General features: G+C 67.8%; 16 protein-coding genes and 1 riboswitch. Of the genes, 9 read left to right on the top strand and 7 right to left on the bottom strand.

Going from position 1 to position 12,727, the window contains the following annotated elements; translation table 11 throughout:
• Positions 1-250 precede the first annotated feature (250 nt).
• The 3 genes from Q8N10_RS20435 to Q8N10_RS20445 form a co-directional block, all read right to left on the bottom strand.
• Positions 251-1,879: an ABC-F family ATP-binding cassette domain-containing protein gene (locus tag Q8N10_RS20435; RefSeq protein ID WP_305663985.1), complete on the bottom strand. Its 1,629-nt coding sequence runs from the start codon at positions 1,877-1,879 to the stop codon at positions 251-253.
• Between the two features lie 421 nt (positions 1,880-2,300).
• The gene (dksA, locus tag Q8N10_RS20440; protein ID WP_304779510.1) at positions 2,301-2,729 is read right to left on the bottom strand and encodes an RNA polymerase-binding protein DksA; all 429 of its coding nucleotides are present in this window, start codon (positions 2,727-2,729) and stop codon (positions 2,301-2,303) included.
• 99 nt (positions 2,730-2,828) lie between these two features.
• Positions 2,829-3,260: a flagellar assembly protein FliX gene (locus Q8N10_RS20445; protein WP_304779506.1), complete on the bottom strand. Its 432-nt coding sequence runs from the start codon at positions 3,258-3,260 to the stop codon at positions 2,829-2,831.
• A 219-nt stretch (positions 3,261-3,479) separates the two neighbouring features.
• Here Q8N10_RS20445 and Q8N10_RS20450 point away from each other — a divergent pair, with 219 nt between their 5' ends.
• Genes Q8N10_RS20450 through Q8N10_RS20460 form a run of 3 tightly spaced genes read left to right on the top strand, consistent with a single transcriptional unit; the run spans position 3,480 to position 5,350 of the window.
• Entirely contained in the window at positions 3,480-4,586 is a 1,107-nt protein-coding gene (locus Q8N10_RS20450) for a flagellar basal body P-ring protein FlgI (protein ID WP_305663986.1), read from the top strand.
• A complete protein-coding gene (locus Q8N10_RS20455; RefSeq protein ID WP_370690210.1) occupies positions 4,586-4,897 on the top strand; it encodes a rod-binding protein in 312 nt (103 codons plus the stop codon). The genes Q8N10_RS20450 and Q8N10_RS20455 overlap by 1 nt, the downstream gene beginning before the upstream one ends.
• A 9-nt stretch (positions 4,898-4,906) precedes the next feature.
• Positions 4,907-5,350, top strand: a complete 444-nt coding sequence (locus tag Q8N10_RS20460) for a flagellar basal body protein (protein ID WP_304779501.1) — start codon at positions 4,907-4,909, stop codon at positions 5,348-5,350.
• Between the two features lie 110 nt (positions 5,351-5,460).
• On the opposite strand, the gene Q8N10_RS20465 is transcribed toward Q8N10_RS20460, so the two are convergent.
• Positions 5,461-5,850, bottom strand: a complete 390-nt coding sequence (locus tag Q8N10_RS20465; protein ID WP_304779498.1) for a hypothetical protein — start codon at positions 5,848-5,850, stop codon at positions 5,461-5,463.
• A 123-nt stretch (positions 5,851-5,973) separates the two neighbouring features.
• Positions 5,974-6,144, top strand: a riboswitch (FMN riboswitch).
• Between the two features lie 91 nt (positions 6,145-6,235).
• Between Q8N10_RS20465 and Q8N10_RS20470 the strand changes: the two genes are divergently transcribed.
• Positions 6,236-6,733, top strand: a complete 498-nt coding sequence (locus tag Q8N10_RS20470; protein WP_304779495.1) for a 6,7-dimethyl-8-ribityllumazine synthase — start codon at positions 6,236-6,238, stop codon at positions 6,731-6,733.
• Positions 6,733-7,143 carry a PaaI family thioesterase gene (locus Q8N10_RS20475; RefSeq protein WP_304779493.1) on the top strand — a complete coding sequence of 137 codons (411 nt, stop codon included), beginning with the start codon at positions 6,733-6,735 and terminating at the stop codon, positions 7,141-7,143. The genes Q8N10_RS20470 and Q8N10_RS20475 overlap by 1 nt, the downstream gene beginning before the upstream one ends.
• A 179-nt stretch (positions 7,144-7,322) precedes the next feature.
• On the opposite strand, the gene yghU is transcribed toward Q8N10_RS20475, so the two are convergent.
• Positions 7,323-8,204, bottom strand: coding sequence for a glutathione-dependent disulfide-bond oxidoreductase (gene yghU / locus Q8N10_RS20480; RefSeq protein ID WP_304779490.1), 882 nt, complete (start codon positions 8,202-8,204; stop codon positions 7,323-7,325).
• Positions 8,205-8,414: 210 nt separating this feature from the next.
• On the opposite strand from yghU, the gene Q8N10_RS20485 reads away from it, so the two are divergent.
• From Q8N10_RS20485 to nhaA, 3 genes are all read left to right on the top strand, one after another.
• Positions 8,415-8,675 (top strand): hypothetical protein, encoded by a 261-nt coding sequence (locus tag Q8N10_RS20485; RefSeq protein ID WP_304779487.1) that lies wholly within the window; start codon positions 8,415-8,417, stop codon positions 8,673-8,675.
• Positions 8,676-8,792: 117 nt separating this feature from the next.
• Positions 8,793-9,092, top strand: coding sequence for a retroviral-like aspartic protease family protein (locus tag Q8N10_RS20490; protein ID WP_304779484.1), 300 nt, complete (start codon positions 8,793-8,795; stop codon positions 9,090-9,092).
• Positions 9,093-9,224: 132 nt separating this feature from the next.
• Positions 9,225-10,397 carry a Na+/H+ antiporter NhaA gene (nhaA, locus tag Q8N10_RS20495; RefSeq protein ID WP_304779481.1) on the top strand — a complete coding sequence of 391 codons (1,173 nt, stop codon included), beginning with the start codon at positions 9,225-9,227 and terminating at the stop codon, positions 10,395-10,397.
• Between the two features lie 120 nt (positions 10,398-10,517).
• Here the strand turns inward: nhaA and Q8N10_RS20500 are convergent, their stop codons facing one another.
• On the bottom strand, positions 10,518-10,775 hold the full coding sequence (locus tag Q8N10_RS20500) for a hypothetical protein (protein WP_304779478.1): 258 nt from the start codon (positions 10,773-10,775) through the stop codon (positions 10,518-10,520).
• Between the two features lie 9 nt (positions 10,776-10,784).
• Entirely contained in the window at positions 10,785-11,114 is a 330-nt protein-coding gene (locus tag Q8N10_RS20505) for a winged helix-turn-helix domain-containing protein (protein WP_304779474.1), read from the bottom strand.
• Positions 11,115-11,493: 379 nt separating this feature from the next.
• Between Q8N10_RS20505 and Q8N10_RS20510 the strand changes: the two genes are divergently transcribed.
• On the top strand, positions 11,494-12,675 hold the full coding sequence (locus Q8N10_RS20510; RefSeq protein WP_304779471.1) for an MFS transporter: 1,182 nt from the start codon (positions 11,494-11,496) through the stop codon (positions 12,673-12,675).
• Positions 12,676-12,727 lie beyond the last annotated feature (52 nt).

A 12,727-nucleotide genomic window follows, 5' to 3' on the forward strand; every position in this document is an offset into this window, starting at 1 on the left:
TCATCCTCAGCTCAATAGCTCAGGGGTTAGCGGTCCCTCCACCGACAGTCCGCCTGGCGCGCCAACGCCAGGCGGACGTCCCGGAAGACAGCCACAATCTAGCACCACCCCAACAGACAAGGGGTCACGCTCCCCTCTCCGCGCATGGCCTAACCGCCCTAAACCCGATAGGCCTATCGACCCCTCATCCGACCCTGCTCCGCAGGGCCACCTTCTCCCGCAAGGGGAGAAGGATAGGAATACGCCCCCGCTACGCCCCCGGGTGCAGCCCCGGCGCTTCCTGGCCGGTGCGGGACACGTATTCCGTATAGCCGCCGTCGTAGCGATGGACGCCCTGCGGCGTCAGCTCCAGCACCCGGTTTGACAGCGCCGCCAGGAAATGGCGGTCGTGGCTGACGAAGAGCATGGTGCCCTCAAAGTCCGCCAGGGCCGCCACCAGCATCTCCTTGGTCGCCATGTCCAGGTGGTTGGTCGGCTCGTCCAGGACCAGCAGGTTCGGCGGATCGAACAGCATCTTGGCCATGACCAGGCGCGCCTTCTCGCCGCCGGACAAGACGCGGCAAGGCTTTTCGACATCGTCGCCGGAGAAGCCGAAGCACCCCGCCAGAGTGCGCAACGCGCCCTGGCCCGCCTGCGGGAACGCGCCGTCCAGGGCTTCAAAGACCGTCTCTTCGCCGTCCAGCAGGTCCATGGAGTGCTGGGCGAAATAGCCCATCCTGACGCTGGCGCCCGTGCTGACCGTGCCCTGGTCGGGCGCGGTGGCGCCGGCCACGAGTTTCAACAGCGTCGATTTGCCCGCGCCGTTCGCGCCCAGGACGCACCAGCGTTCCTTGCGGCGCACCAGGAGGTCGAGGCCTTCATAGATGGGCTGGTCGCCGTAGCCCTTGTGGACATTGCGCAGGCTGATCACGTCGTCACCCGACCGCGGCGGGCTCCGGAACTCGAACTGGACCGACTGGCGACGGCGCGGCGCCTCGACGCGTTCGATCTTGTCGAGCTTCTTCACCCGGCTCTGGACCTGGGCGGCGTGGCTGGCGCGCGCCTTGAACTTCTCGATGAACTTGATTTCCTTTGCCAGCATGGCTTGCTGGCGCTCGTATCGCGCCTGGCGTTGCTGTTCGCCCATCGCGCGCTGCTGGTCGTAGAAGTCGAGATCGCCCGAATAGGTGATGAGCGAGCCGGCGTCGATCTCCACCACCTTGCCGATGATGCGGTTCATGAAGGCGCGATCGTGCGACGTCATCAGCAGCGCGCCGTCGTAGTTCTTCAGGAAGGCCTCAAGCCAGATCAGGCTTTCCAGGTCGAGGTGGTTGCTGGGTTCATCCAGCAGCATGCCGTCGGGCCGCATCAGCAGGATGCGGGCCAGGGCCACGCGCATCTTCCAGCCGCCCGACAGCAGGCCGACATCGCCATCCATGCGTTCCTGGCTGAAGCTCAGACCCGCCAGAACCTCGCGCGCGCGGGCGTCCAGGGCGTAGCCGTCCAGTTCCTGGAATCGCTCCAGCACCTCGCCATAGCGTTCCATGGTGGCGTCCAGGTCACCGGCCTGGTCCGGGTCGACCATGGCCGCCTCCAGCCTGGCCATTTCGGTGGCCAGGGCGCTGACGGGCCCGACGCCGTCCATCACCGCGGCGACCGCGCTCTGGCCTGACATTTCGCCGACATCCTGGCTGAAATAGCCGATCGTCATGCCGGGATCGATCGCCACCAGTCCGTCATCCGGCTGCTCCTGACCGGTGATCATGCGGACCAGCGTCGTCTTGCCGGCGCCGTTTGGACCGACCAGCCCGACCTTTTCGCCCTTCTGGACCCCCATCGAGGCTTCGATGAACAGGATCTGGTGGCCGTTCTGCTTGGAGATATTGTCGAGGCGGATCATGGGCGGTCTGCTAGCTCGGGTCGGCGGCGAAGGCCAGCCTCAGCGTCATCCGGGAGTTCGTCGCCGACTTCCGCGCTCAGGTCCTGGCCATCCACGACGAGGACATCCCCGCCTGCGAAGGCGACCCAAAGGGCGACGCAAAGCAGTCACCCAGGTTCAGCTCACGCCTCAGGCCAGGATCTCCTGTTCGTGTGGTTCGTGAGGTTCGTGGTTCCCATTCTTCCCGCCGCGACACCGCAGGGCGGATCAGATTGTCCACGAACCACACGAACCACACGAACGGTGGATCACGCCCAACCGCTCTGCATGGCTCTGGGTCCCGGCCTTCGCCAGGATGCGCGGTGTTGTCTAGGTTGGCGCACACACACGCATTCCCTTTCCACATCGGAAAAGGGGCGAAAACGCCGTACGCCCGACGACCTTAGTCGTCGCGGTGAACGCGTTCCCGGCGCTCGTGGCGTTCTTGCGCCTCGAGGCTGAGCGTCGCCGTTGGCCGGGCGTCGAGACGGGCGACGCCGATGGGCTCGCCGGTGTCTTCGCAATAGCCGTACGAGCCATCGGCGATTCGGCGCAGGGCTTCGTCGATCTTGGAGATCAACTTACGCTGGCGATCGCGGGTCCGGAGTTCCAGGGCTCGGTCGGTCTCCGACGTCGCCCGGTCCGCCAGGTCCGGATGGTTCTCGGTTTCGCTTTGCAGATGGACGAGGGTCTCGCGGGATTCCCGCAGGATGTCCTCTTTCCACGCATTGAGCTTCTGCTTGAAATACTCAAGCTGACGCTCGTTCATGAACGGCTCGTCCTCGGAAGGAACATAACCTGGCTTGTCAGCCATCACTGCGGCTGTGGTCATTTACGCCTCACGCCCCCTGGAGTACCGCCCCTTAAGACACGCCGGGCGCTTATACCAAAACGAATTAACGATTCAACGAAGCTCGCTCCCTGCGACCAATTAAGCCGCACCTCGCGCGCATTCCAGCTTGGCAAGCTCTACGGCGGCCCGGGTTTCGATCTCATCGAGAACACCTTCGAGGCGAGTGTCCTCGGTGCCTTCGCGCTCGTCGCGGATCGCGATCCGCAGGGCGTCGAGCTTGTCTGCGGACATCTCGCCCGACAGCAGGCCCAGCTTCACCTCCTCCAGCACATCCAGCAGGCGACCCGCCCGGCGCACCGCGCGGCGGCGGCGTTCCAGCGGCCCGCCCATCTCCTGCAACGCTAGGATGGCGTCGACATTCATGACGCCGGAGAGGCCCGTGGCGCGGGCGACCTGGGCCGGGGCCGACGCGGCGCCGGCGGTCGGCAGGCTGAAGCCCTGCCCGTCGGCGGACCGGGGTTTGGAGGCCCCGCTCACCGATCCCACGCCGTTTGTTCCGTTGACCTTCATGGGTGAGTCGAACTCTTGACCTGACGTTTCATCCCACTCATCGCGCCGGCATGCTTAGGGTATGGTTAATGCCGGGCAACTTCTGCCGCCACGGCGCCCCCTGCCGCCCGCGGCGAATCGCCAACCCCTGGAATCGCTGGGGTTTTCGCCGATCCCGACTGGCACGCCCGTCGCATAGGCAAGAACGACTTCTTCCTGTTCGTTCGCCCCCGGGGTTCCATGCGTCGATCGCTTCGCCTCTTCAGCGCCGTCCTCATGGCCGCCGCCCTCGCCGCCGGCCCGTCCTTCGCCAAGTCCCGCATCAAGGACATCGTGGAGTTCGAGGGCGTCCGCGAGAACATGCTGGTGGGCTACGGCCTGGTGGTGGGCCTGAACGGCACGGGCGACAGCCTGCGCAACGCCCCCTTCACCAAGCAGAGCCTGGAGGCGATGCTGGAGCGTCTGGGGGTCAACACCCGCGACGCCAACCTCAACACCAAGAACGTGGCGGCCGTCATGGTCACCGCCAAGCTGCCGGCCTTCGTGGCCACCGGCTCCCCCATCGACGCCAGCGTCTCGGCGCTCGGCGACGCCAAGAGCCTGCAGGGCGGCACCCTGCTGGTCACCCCGCTGCTCGGCGCGGACGGCCAGGCCTACGCCGTGGGCCAGGGCACGGTGCAGACCGGCTCGGTCTCCGCCGGCGGCGCCTCGGGCTCCTCCATCTCCAAGGGTGTCCCCACCGCCGGCCGCATCGCCTCCGGCGCCATCGTCGAGCGCGAGATCGGCTTCCAGCTGGCCAGCATGGCCCAGATGCGCATGACCCTGCGCAACCCCGACTTCACCACCGCCAAGCGCATCGCCGACGTGATCAACACCCGCTTCCCCGGCTGCGCGCGGGCCGACAATCCCACCATCGTCACCATTCAGCCGGCGCCGGGCACCAACATGGTGAGCTTCATCGCCCAGATCGAGAACCTCACCGTCGAGCCCGACGACGCCGCCAAGGTGGTGATCGACGAAGTGGCCGGCGTGGTGGTCATGGGCGACAATGTCCGCATCTCCACGATCGCCATCGCCCAGGGCAACCTGACCATCAGCGTCCAGGAGAACCCGGCCGTCAGCCAGCCCGCCCCCTTCAGCCAGGGCCGCACCGTCACCGTGCCGCAGTCCGGCGTCTCGGTGGACGAGGAGAAGGGCAAGCGCCTGATCACCCTGCGCGAGGGAGCCTCGCTCTCCACCCTGGTGGCCGGTCTCAATGCGCTCGGCGTCACGCCGCGCGACATGATCTCCATACTGCAGGCCATCAAGGCCGCGGGCGCCCTGCAAGCCGACATCGAGGTGATGTGATGGCCGACATCGCCGCCCCCGCGCTCAACGTCACGCCCCCGGCGCCCGCGCCCATGAGCGCCGCCGAACTGGCCAAGCGCGGCCAGATCGCCAAGACGGCCAAGGACTTCGAGGGCTCGTTCCTCACCGTCATGCTCGGCCAGATGATGAAGGACGTGAAGGTCTCCGAACCCTTCGGCGGCGGCCAGGGCGAAGAGATGTTCAAGTCCTTCATGAACGAGGCCATGGCCAAGCAGGTCGTGAAGACGGGCGGGCTCGGCATCGCCGACGTCGTCGCCAAGGAAATGCTGAAGCTTCAAGGTCTGAGTTAGGAAATCACAATGGCCCTCTCCGCCCTGGACGCCGCCGACCGCGTCGAACAACTGGTGATCCTCACCGAGCGCCTCACCGAGCTGGTGGCCCTGGAGGCCCAGGCATTCGAGCAGCAGCGCCCGCAGGAGGCCATGGCCCACATCGAGGAAACCTCGCGCCTGGCCAATATCTACCGCCACGAGTCGGCCCGGGTCCGCGCCAACCCGGCAATGGTGGCGTCGGCGCCTCTGGACCAGCGCAACCGCCTGATCCGCGCCACCGAGGCCTTCGACAGCGTGCTGGCCCGCCAGGGCCGCGCGCTCGACGCCGCCCGCACGGTCACCGAGGGCCTGGTGAAGACCATCGCCAATGAGGTCGCCGCCCAGCGCACCACCGGCTCCGGCTACGGCCTCAGGGGCGCCCCCTCGGCCGCCGCCTCGGCCACCAGCATCACGCTCAACAAGCGCGCCTAGAGCGGGATGCGAAAAAGTGGGAACCGGATTTTCGCGTCAATCCCGCTCTAAACATAAGCAATCGATCACGTTCATGACTTTGGATCACTTCGATCCAAAGTCATCGTGATCTAGGCTTCCTCGCCGCTCTCGTCGCCGATCGCCTCGGCAACCAGCCTGCGCCACATGGGGTCGGTGTCGTCCACCAGGTCGATGTCGTCCAGCAGGGCCACGCCGCCGCCGCCGTCGGGGAACACCAGGCCCAGCACCTCCATGGTCTCGCCGTCCTCGGTGTCGTGGACCTCGGCCTGGACGGCCACGGCCGCCTGCTCTCCGTCATCGCTCCACCAGATCAGCGGCTGCGGCAGGGGCATCTCCAGGACCCGGGGGTTGAGGGTGTCGGCCAACGCGAAGATGGCGGCCTTGGCCTGCACATCCTCCAGGGTCGCCACGCCGCGCGTGAAGGCCTTCAGCCGGCTCCAGTCGTCGACGTCATAGCCGCCTGCGTCGTCATCGCTCATGGTCGGCCTTCTCGTTGCGCGGCAAGAGGTTATCCGCCCACCAGCGCGCCCGTCCATCAAAACACTTGTTTGAACCCTGCTTTTGGGTCTAGCCTCAGCCCATCGCCGGGGCTTTTCCGGCGGACGCGTTCTCAGGGCGGGGTGAAAGTCCCCACCGGCGGTAATGCCGACCGACCTCGCAAGGGGACGGTCGGACGAGCCCGCGGGCGCCTGCAGGGTCTTAGGCCCTCCAGGGACAGCAGACACCGGTGTGATCCCGGGGCCGACGGTTAGAGTCCGGTTATGAGAACCACTGCTGATGGGTCGCCACGCCTCTGCGCGTGGACTCACGATCCGTCGTCAGTGTCTCCCTGAGTCGTGGTTCATCCACCTATGGGAGACGACCATGACCCAAGTCACCTACGAGCTGCCCACCGCGCACGGCGCCTATCGCCCCGCCCGCATCGCCTTCGTCCAGTCCTCCTGGCACCACAATATCGTCGACCAGGCCCGCAAGGGCTTCCTGGCCGAAATGGCGAAACTCGGCTTCCCCGAGCACATGATCGATGTGTTCGAGACCCCGGGCGCCTTCGAGATCCCCCTCCACGCCCAGACCCTGGCCAAGACCGCCAAGTACGCCGCCGTCGTCGGCTGCGCCCTGGTGGTGGACGGCGGCATCTACCGCCACGAGTTCGTCGCCGAGACCGTGGTCTCAGCCCTCATGCAGGTGCAGCTGAAGACCGAGGTGCCGATGTTCTCGGTGGTGCTGACGCCGCATCACTTCCACGAGCACGACATCCATCAGGCCTTCTTCGCCGAGCACTTCGTCCAGAAGGGCGCCGAGGCCGCCATCGCCTGCGCCAAGACCCTGGAAGGCCTGCAACGCGTCACGGCGGCCGCCTGATGCAGGCGCCCACAGGGTTCGAACCCCACTATCGCAAGAGCCCGCTGACCGCCCCCTGGGAGCCGCTCTACAGCCGCAAGACCGACGGCGCCGTGGTCCTGGGCCTGGAGGTCACGGAGGCCCACACCAACAGCCGCGGCTTCGTCCACGGCGGCCTGATCAGCGCGCTGGCCGACAACGCCATGGGCCTGTCCTGCGGCCACCGCCTGGGCGACGGCGCCCGCCTGGTGACGGTCAACCTCACCCTGGACTTCCTGGCCTCGGCCCAGGTCGGCCAGTGGCTGGAGTTCGACACCATCTTCGTCAAACCCGGCGGCAGCCTCTGCTTCGCCCAGGCCTTCGTCACCGCCGACGGCGAGCCCTGCGCCCGGGCCAACGGCGTGTTCAAGGTGGTGCGGAAGGTGAACTAAGACCAGGAAAACCTTCTCCCCTTGCGGGAGAAGGTGGCCCTGCGGAGCAGGGTCGGATGAGGGGTCGATCACCCTCTCCGATCCTGCTCATCTCTTCTGAGAGCGCAGCGCGACCCCTCATCCGACCGGTCTCCGACCGGCCACCTTCTCCCGCAAGGGGAGAAGGATCGGAAAGCCCCCTACTTCGCCGCCTCCAGCTTGTCCTGCGTCTTGGTCTCGAAGTCGCTGGCCTCGTGGCGCTCACGCAGCTGGCTCGAGAGCTCGCCGTTGGCCCGGTTGACCATGCGGCCGCGCTTCACGGCCGGCCGCTCGGCGATCTGGTCGGCCCAGCGGTTGACGTGCTTGTAGGACGCCACGTCCAGGAACTCGCCGGCCTCGTAGAGCACCCCCTTGGCCATGCCGCCGTACCAGGGCCAGATGGCCATGTCGGCGATGGTGTACTCCCCGCCCCCAACGTACTCCGCCTCGGCCAGCCTGCGGTCCAGCACGTCCATCTGCCGCTTCACCTCCATGGCGTAGCGGTCGATGGCGTATTCGATCTTCATCGGCGCATAGGCGTAGAAGTGCCCGAACCCGCCCCCCAGGAACGGCGCCGAGCCCATCAGCCACATCAGCCAGGACATGCACTCGGCCCGCGGCCCCGGCGCGGTGGGCAGGAAGGCGTTGCCGAACTTCTCGGCCAGGTGGATGAGGATCGCACCCGACTCGAACACCCGGATCGGCTCGGGCCCCGAGCGGTCCAGCAGGGCCGGGATCTTGGAGTTGGGATTGATGGCCACGAAGTCGGAGCCGAACTGGTCCCCGCTGCCGATATTGATCAGCCAGGCGTCATACTCGGCGCCGCTGTGGCCCAGGGCCAGCAACTCCTCCAGCATGATGGTCACCTTCACCCCATTGGGGGTGCCCAGCGAATAGAGCTGCAGCGGATGACGCCCCACCGGCAGGGTCTTCTCCGCCGTCGGCCCCGCGATCGGCCGATTGATCGCCGCAAACCGCCCCCCGCTCTCCTTGTTCCAGGTCCAGACCTTCGGCGGAACATAGGTCTCGGGGAAATTGGTCATGCTGTGCCCTCCCAGGCGGATCGCGGTGTTGGCGGTAGAGTGCGATGTGGGGAGGGGCGTTGGCTAGGCCAATAGGAATGCCGCGACTATTGGGAGCTCGCGGATGCTGATCGGGTGTTAACGGTCGGCGCACCGCCTCGCCCCAAGCTGCGCATCAACCTTGGGACAGCCATCGCGTTGTGCTCAAACTAGGTGAAGCAGGGAATCACGATGAGCGTTCTGCGAGACGACATCGCCGCCTTCGATCGAATGAGAGCCGATCTCGAAGCCGAGCACAGAAACGAATGGGTGGTGTTCCACCAGGGCGAGTTTGTGGACGCGTTTCCTGATTTCGAAGCGGCCGCCTCGACCGCCGTGGACCGCTTTGGCGTTGGTCCGTATCTGATCCGGCAAGTCGGCGCCCCGCCGATCCAACTTCCTGGCGGCATGATCTTCACCCCGGCGCACGTCCTTGGCGCAAGCGGGATTTAAAGCCGGCAAGGCCGGTTCCGGCCCTGCGGATCTCCTCCTGCAACTGGGCCCGACCCTACTGGTGGACATCGGTCCCGATCCCACGCTGGCGAACCTCCGGATCTGCAACTCAAGAAGGTGAAGGCGTTGATCGACACGGGCGCCGGCGGCGACTGTATCGATGACGACCTGGCGCGGTCGCTTGGCTTGCCCATCACTGACGAGGGCGAGATCAGCGGCATCGGCGGCAAACATCGCGCCTTCATCTACACCGCCCGCATCTACGTCCCCGACTTGGGCCGCCTGCTATTCCAGCCCTTCACCGGGGTGAAGCTCGCCGAAGGGGAGCAATGGCATCGCGTCATCCTCGGGCGCGCATTCTTACGGCCCTATCGGATGACCTACGACGGCACGACGGGACAGGTAGAGGTCAACTGAATGGGGAGTCGGTGGGCGCCGTCCTCACCCCCTCCCCCTCACGAGGTGTTCACCACCCCCGGCGCCGCTTACCCGCGCACCCCCCCGCCCAGCCTGCTATTCAACGCGCGACATCCACATCGCGAATCCCACATGACCCCGACACGCCGCTCCCCCTCCGCCCTGCGCAGCTTCTTCCAGAGCGGATCGGCGGGCGGGCTGGTGCTGATGGGGGTGGCGGCGCTCGCCCTGGTGGTGGCCAATTCGCCGCTGGCTGAGGCCTATTTCGCCGCCCTGCACGCCCCCATCGCGGGCCTCGACCTGCTGCACTGGATCAATGACGGCCTGATGGCGGTGTTCTTCCTGCTGGTGGGGCTGGAGATCAAGCGCGAGGTGGTGGACGGCGAGCTCTCCAGCTGGCCCCGGCGCATCCTGCCGGGCGTCGCGGCGGCCGGCGGCATGCTGGTCCCGGCCCTGGTCTATCTGGCCTTCCAGGGCGGCGACCCCACCACCGTGCACGGCTGGGCGATCCCGGCGGCCACCGACATCGCCTTCGCGCTCGGCATCCTGTCCCTGCTGGGCTCGCGGGTGCCGGTGTCGCTGAAGGTCTTCCTCACCGCCCTGGCCATCATCGACGACCTGGGCGCGGTGCTGATCATCGCCTTCTTCTACACCTCCGACCTGGCGGTCTGGGCCCTGGCCGGAGCCGGCGTGGCGCTCGCCGCCCTGATCGCGCTCAACCGCATGAAGGTCTCGGCCCTGGCGCCCTACCTGGTGGTCGGCGCCGTGCTCTGGTGGCTGACCCTGCAGTCGGGGGTCCACGCCACCCTGGCCGGGGTGGCTCTGGCCCTCACCATCCCCCTGCGGCGCTCGCCGGCCGCGCCCGACGACGTCCTGTCGCCCCTGCACCGGCTGGAGCACGCCATCCAGCCCTGGGTGGCCTTCGCGGTGGTGCCGATCTTCGGCTTCGCCAATGCGGGGATCTCGTTCGCGGGCCTCAGCTTCGCCGCCCTGCTGGCGCCGGTGCCGCTGGGCGTGGCGGCGGGCCTGTTCCTGGGCAAGCAGATCGGCGTCTTCGGCTCGGTCTGGCTGCTGGTCGCCCTGGGCTGGGCCGAGCGGCCGGCGCGCGCCACCTGGCGCCAGGTCTATGGCGTGTCGGTGCTGTGCGGCATCGGCTTCACCATGAGCCTGTTCATCGGCCTGCTGGCCTTCAACGACCCGGCCCTGCAGGAGGCCACCAAGCTGGGCGTCCTGGCCGGTTCGCTGCTCGCCGCGGGCCTGGGCTGGGCCATCCTGCGCAAGGCGCCGGCCCGGCCGCCGGGGTGAGGGCTGCGGCTCAGCACGCCGCCGCCGCGCGCGCCAGGGCCACGACCTCGCGCACCCAGGCCGCGTCGAGCGACAGCCAGACCTCGCCGCCCAGAAAGAGCGTGACGAGCAGGTCGCCCATCAGCCGACGTCCTTCAGCATCTTCTCCACCGAAGCCAGCCGGGTGCGGACGTCCAGCAGGGTGGCCGACATGGAGTCGAGCGCCGTGGCGGTCTCAGCCTGGGTCGCCACCGCCTTCTCGGCGATCAGCCGATAGGCGTTGTCCTCGGTCAGGCGGGCGCGGGCCTGGGTGACGGCCGCGAAGTAGCGCATGGCGAAGACGCCGAGGATGGTGGCGAAGATCAGGCCGAGGCTGGCGAAATAGACGGGGGTTTCCATGGGGGTCTCTCAGGTCTCGGATTTGGGGGTCAGGCTGGCCGCCGCGATGGCGATGGCCGCCGGGGTCAGGGTGAGGGCGAAGTCGGAAGCCTCGAAATAGTTCAGCGCCTTGCCGTCGGCCGACAGCTCCAGTCGGCTGGCCACCAGGCCCGCCTCCTCCAGCTTGGCCAGGTGCAGGTGCAGCAGGGGCCGGCTGATGCCGATCTCCCGGGCCAGTTGGCTGACATACCGCCGGCCGCCCTGGTGCAGGGCCGCGACGATGCGCAACCGATGCGGATTGGCCAGGGCCGCCAGCTGCGCCAGCAGCGCGTCTCCCGAACTGGGCAGGCTCTCTTTCATATGTAAGAAGTACCTGACGGGTGGCGAGGAGTCATGCGCCCTCTTTTCCTCCCCCGTTCCGCTCCGCTGCACAGGGGAGGAAAGCGGGGCCCCCTCACCCTGGTGATGGCCCGCTCACCCCGGCCCAGCCGGATCCAAATTCATCCCGCACACCTGGGCTTGATCCACCGAGAGAACAGCGCCCGCCCCTCCTCCGACCGGTCTTCGACCAGCAAGGGGAAAAGGATTTGCCAACCCCCGTTCTCTCAGCCACCTTGCCCCCACCAAAGGGAAGACCCCGAGATATGAGTACCGGCTGCACTGCGGGCTGAACGCCCCACCGCACACGCCGCGCCACACCGCGCGGCCCGTACTCACACATCTCGACCCACGGTAACTCATGGCATTTCTGCGCAATGACGCGATCAATCGCGTCAACCTGCACTCCGGCGTCCAGGCCCTGGCCCAAGGCGCCGGCAGCATCTTCTTCTTCGTCCTTCTGCTGAAGGCGGGCGTCTCGGTTCCCCACGCCCTGCTGGCCCAGGCGGCCATCGTCACGGCCCGCTTCCTGCTTCGGCCCCTTGTCCTGCCGCTCGCCATCCGCTTCGGGCTCAAGCCCCTGCTGATCGCCGGCACGCTGATGCTGGCCCTGCGCTTCCCCCTGCTGGCGGAGGTCGGTGGGATCGACTTGGCCCTCATCGCCCTGCTGGCGGTCACGGCGGTGGCCGAGCTGACCTACTGGCTGGCCTACAACACCTATTTCGCCATGCTGGGGGACGACGAGCATCGCGGCCACCAGGTCGCGGCGCGGGAGGCCTTCATCGCCGTGCTCAGCATCGCCTCGCCCCTGCTGGGGACCTGGGCCCTGCTGACGCTCGGGCCGCGTTGGGCCTTCGCGGGGATCGCGGTGGTCCAGGCGCTCGCCGCCCTGCCCCTGCTGGGCCTGCCCAACATGAGCGTCGTGGCCCAGGCGCCGGGCGCCCTGCGCGCCGCCAAACTGGCCTTCGCCCTGCTGGTGGTCGATGGCTGGTTCGACGCCTGCTACTTCTTCGTCTGGGAGATCGGCCTCTTCCTCAGCCTGGGCGAGAGCGTCGCGGCCTATGGCGGGGCCATGGCGCTGGCGGGCCTGGTCGGCGCCAGCTTCGGCCTCTGGGTCGGCCGCCATGTGGACGGCGGCGGCGGACGGCGCACCGTGCTGATCGCCTATTCCGTGGCCGTCGCCATCGTGATCCTGCGCGCCGGCGCCCTGCCCACCCCCTGGCTGGCCGTCATCGCCCATGCGCTCGGCGCCGTGCTCATGCCCCTGCTGCTCCCGCCCCTCGGCGCGGCGGCCTACACCCTGGCCAAGGCGTCACCCTGCCCCTTCCGTTTCCACATGGTGACCGAGGGCGGCTGGGACATCGGCTGCGCGGGCGCCTGCGTGACCGCCGCCGCCCTCATCACCCTCGGCGCCCCGCTCAGCGTCCCCATCCTGCTGGCCCTGCCAGCCGTGGCCGCCGGGTTCACGCTGCTGTGGCGCTACTTCGGACGGCTCGGTGAGCCCCTTTCCTCCCCCGTTCACGGGGGAGGGGGACCGGCGTAGCCGGTGGAGGGGGCGCGACCGGGCGCCGAGCCTGCCGCGGGGGGGGGGGCGG

The sequence above is a fragment of the Phenylobacterium sp. genome, assembly GCF_030693625.1.
GTDB classification, from domain to species: Bacteria; Pseudomonadota; Alphaproteobacteria; order Caulobacterales; family Caulobacteraceae; genus Phenylobacterium; species Phenylobacterium ferrooxidans.

Excerpts from the sequence above, each read along its gene's own strand:
- Q8N10_RS20460 (WP_304779501.1), top strand. The coding sequence starts at position 4,907 with ATGGCCCTCTCCGCCCTGGACGCCGCCGACCGCGTCGAACAACTGGTG.
- Q8N10_RS20470 (WP_304779495.1), top strand. The coding sequence starts at position 6,236 with ATGACCCAAGTCACCTACGAGCTGCCCACCGCGCACGGCGCCTATCGC.
- nhaA (WP_304779481.1), top strand. The coding sequence starts at position 9,225 with ATGACCCCGACACGCCGCTCCCCCTCCGCCCTGCGCAGCTTCTTCCAG.
- Q8N10_RS20465 (WP_304779498.1), bottom strand. The coding sequence starts at position 5,850 with ATGAGCGATGACGACGCAGGCGGCTATGACGTCGACGACTGGAGCCGG.
- Q8N10_RS20505 (WP_304779474.1), bottom strand. The coding sequence starts at position 11,114 with ATGAAAGAGAGCCTGCCCAGTTCGGGAGACGCGCTGCTGGCGCAGCTG.
- Q8N10_RS20435 (WP_305663985.1), bottom strand. The coding sequence starts at position 1,879 with ATGATCCGCCTCGACAATATCTCCAAGCAGAACGGCCACCAGATCCTG.
- Q8N10_RS20485 (WP_304779487.1), top strand. The coding sequence starts at position 8,415 with ATGAGCGTTCTGCGAGACGACATCGCCGCCTTCGATCGAATGAGAGCC.
- yghU (WP_304779490.1), bottom strand. The coding sequence starts at position 8,204 with ATGACCAATTTCCCCGAGACCTATGTTCCGCCGAAGGTCTGGACCTGG.
- Q8N10_RS20510 (WP_304779471.1), top strand. The coding sequence starts at position 11,494 with ATGGCATTTCTGCGCAATGACGCGATCAATCGCGTCAACCTGCACTCC.
- Q8N10_RS20475 (WP_304779493.1), top strand. The coding sequence starts at position 6,733 with ATGCAGGCGCCCACAGGGTTCGAACCCCACTATCGCAAGAGCCCGCTG.
- dksA (WP_304779510.1), bottom strand. The coding sequence starts at position 2,729 with ATGACCACAGCCGCAGTGATGGCTGACAAGCCAGGTTATGTTCCTTCC.
- Q8N10_RS20455 (WP_370690210.1), top strand. The coding sequence starts at position 4,586 with ATGGCCGACATCGCCGCCCCCGCGCTCAACGTCACGCCCCCGGCGCCC.
- Q8N10_RS20445 (WP_304779506.1), bottom strand. The coding sequence starts at position 3,260 with ATGAAGGTCAACGGAACAAACGGCGTGGGATCGGTGAGCGGGGCCTCC.
- Q8N10_RS20500 (WP_304779478.1), bottom strand. The coding sequence starts at position 10,775 with ATGGAAACCCCCGTCTATTTCGCCAGCCTCGGCCTGATCTTCGCCACC.
- Q8N10_RS20450 (WP_305663986.1), top strand. The coding sequence starts at position 3,480 with ATGCGTCGATCGCTTCGCCTCTTCAGCGCCGTCCTCATGGCCGCCGCC.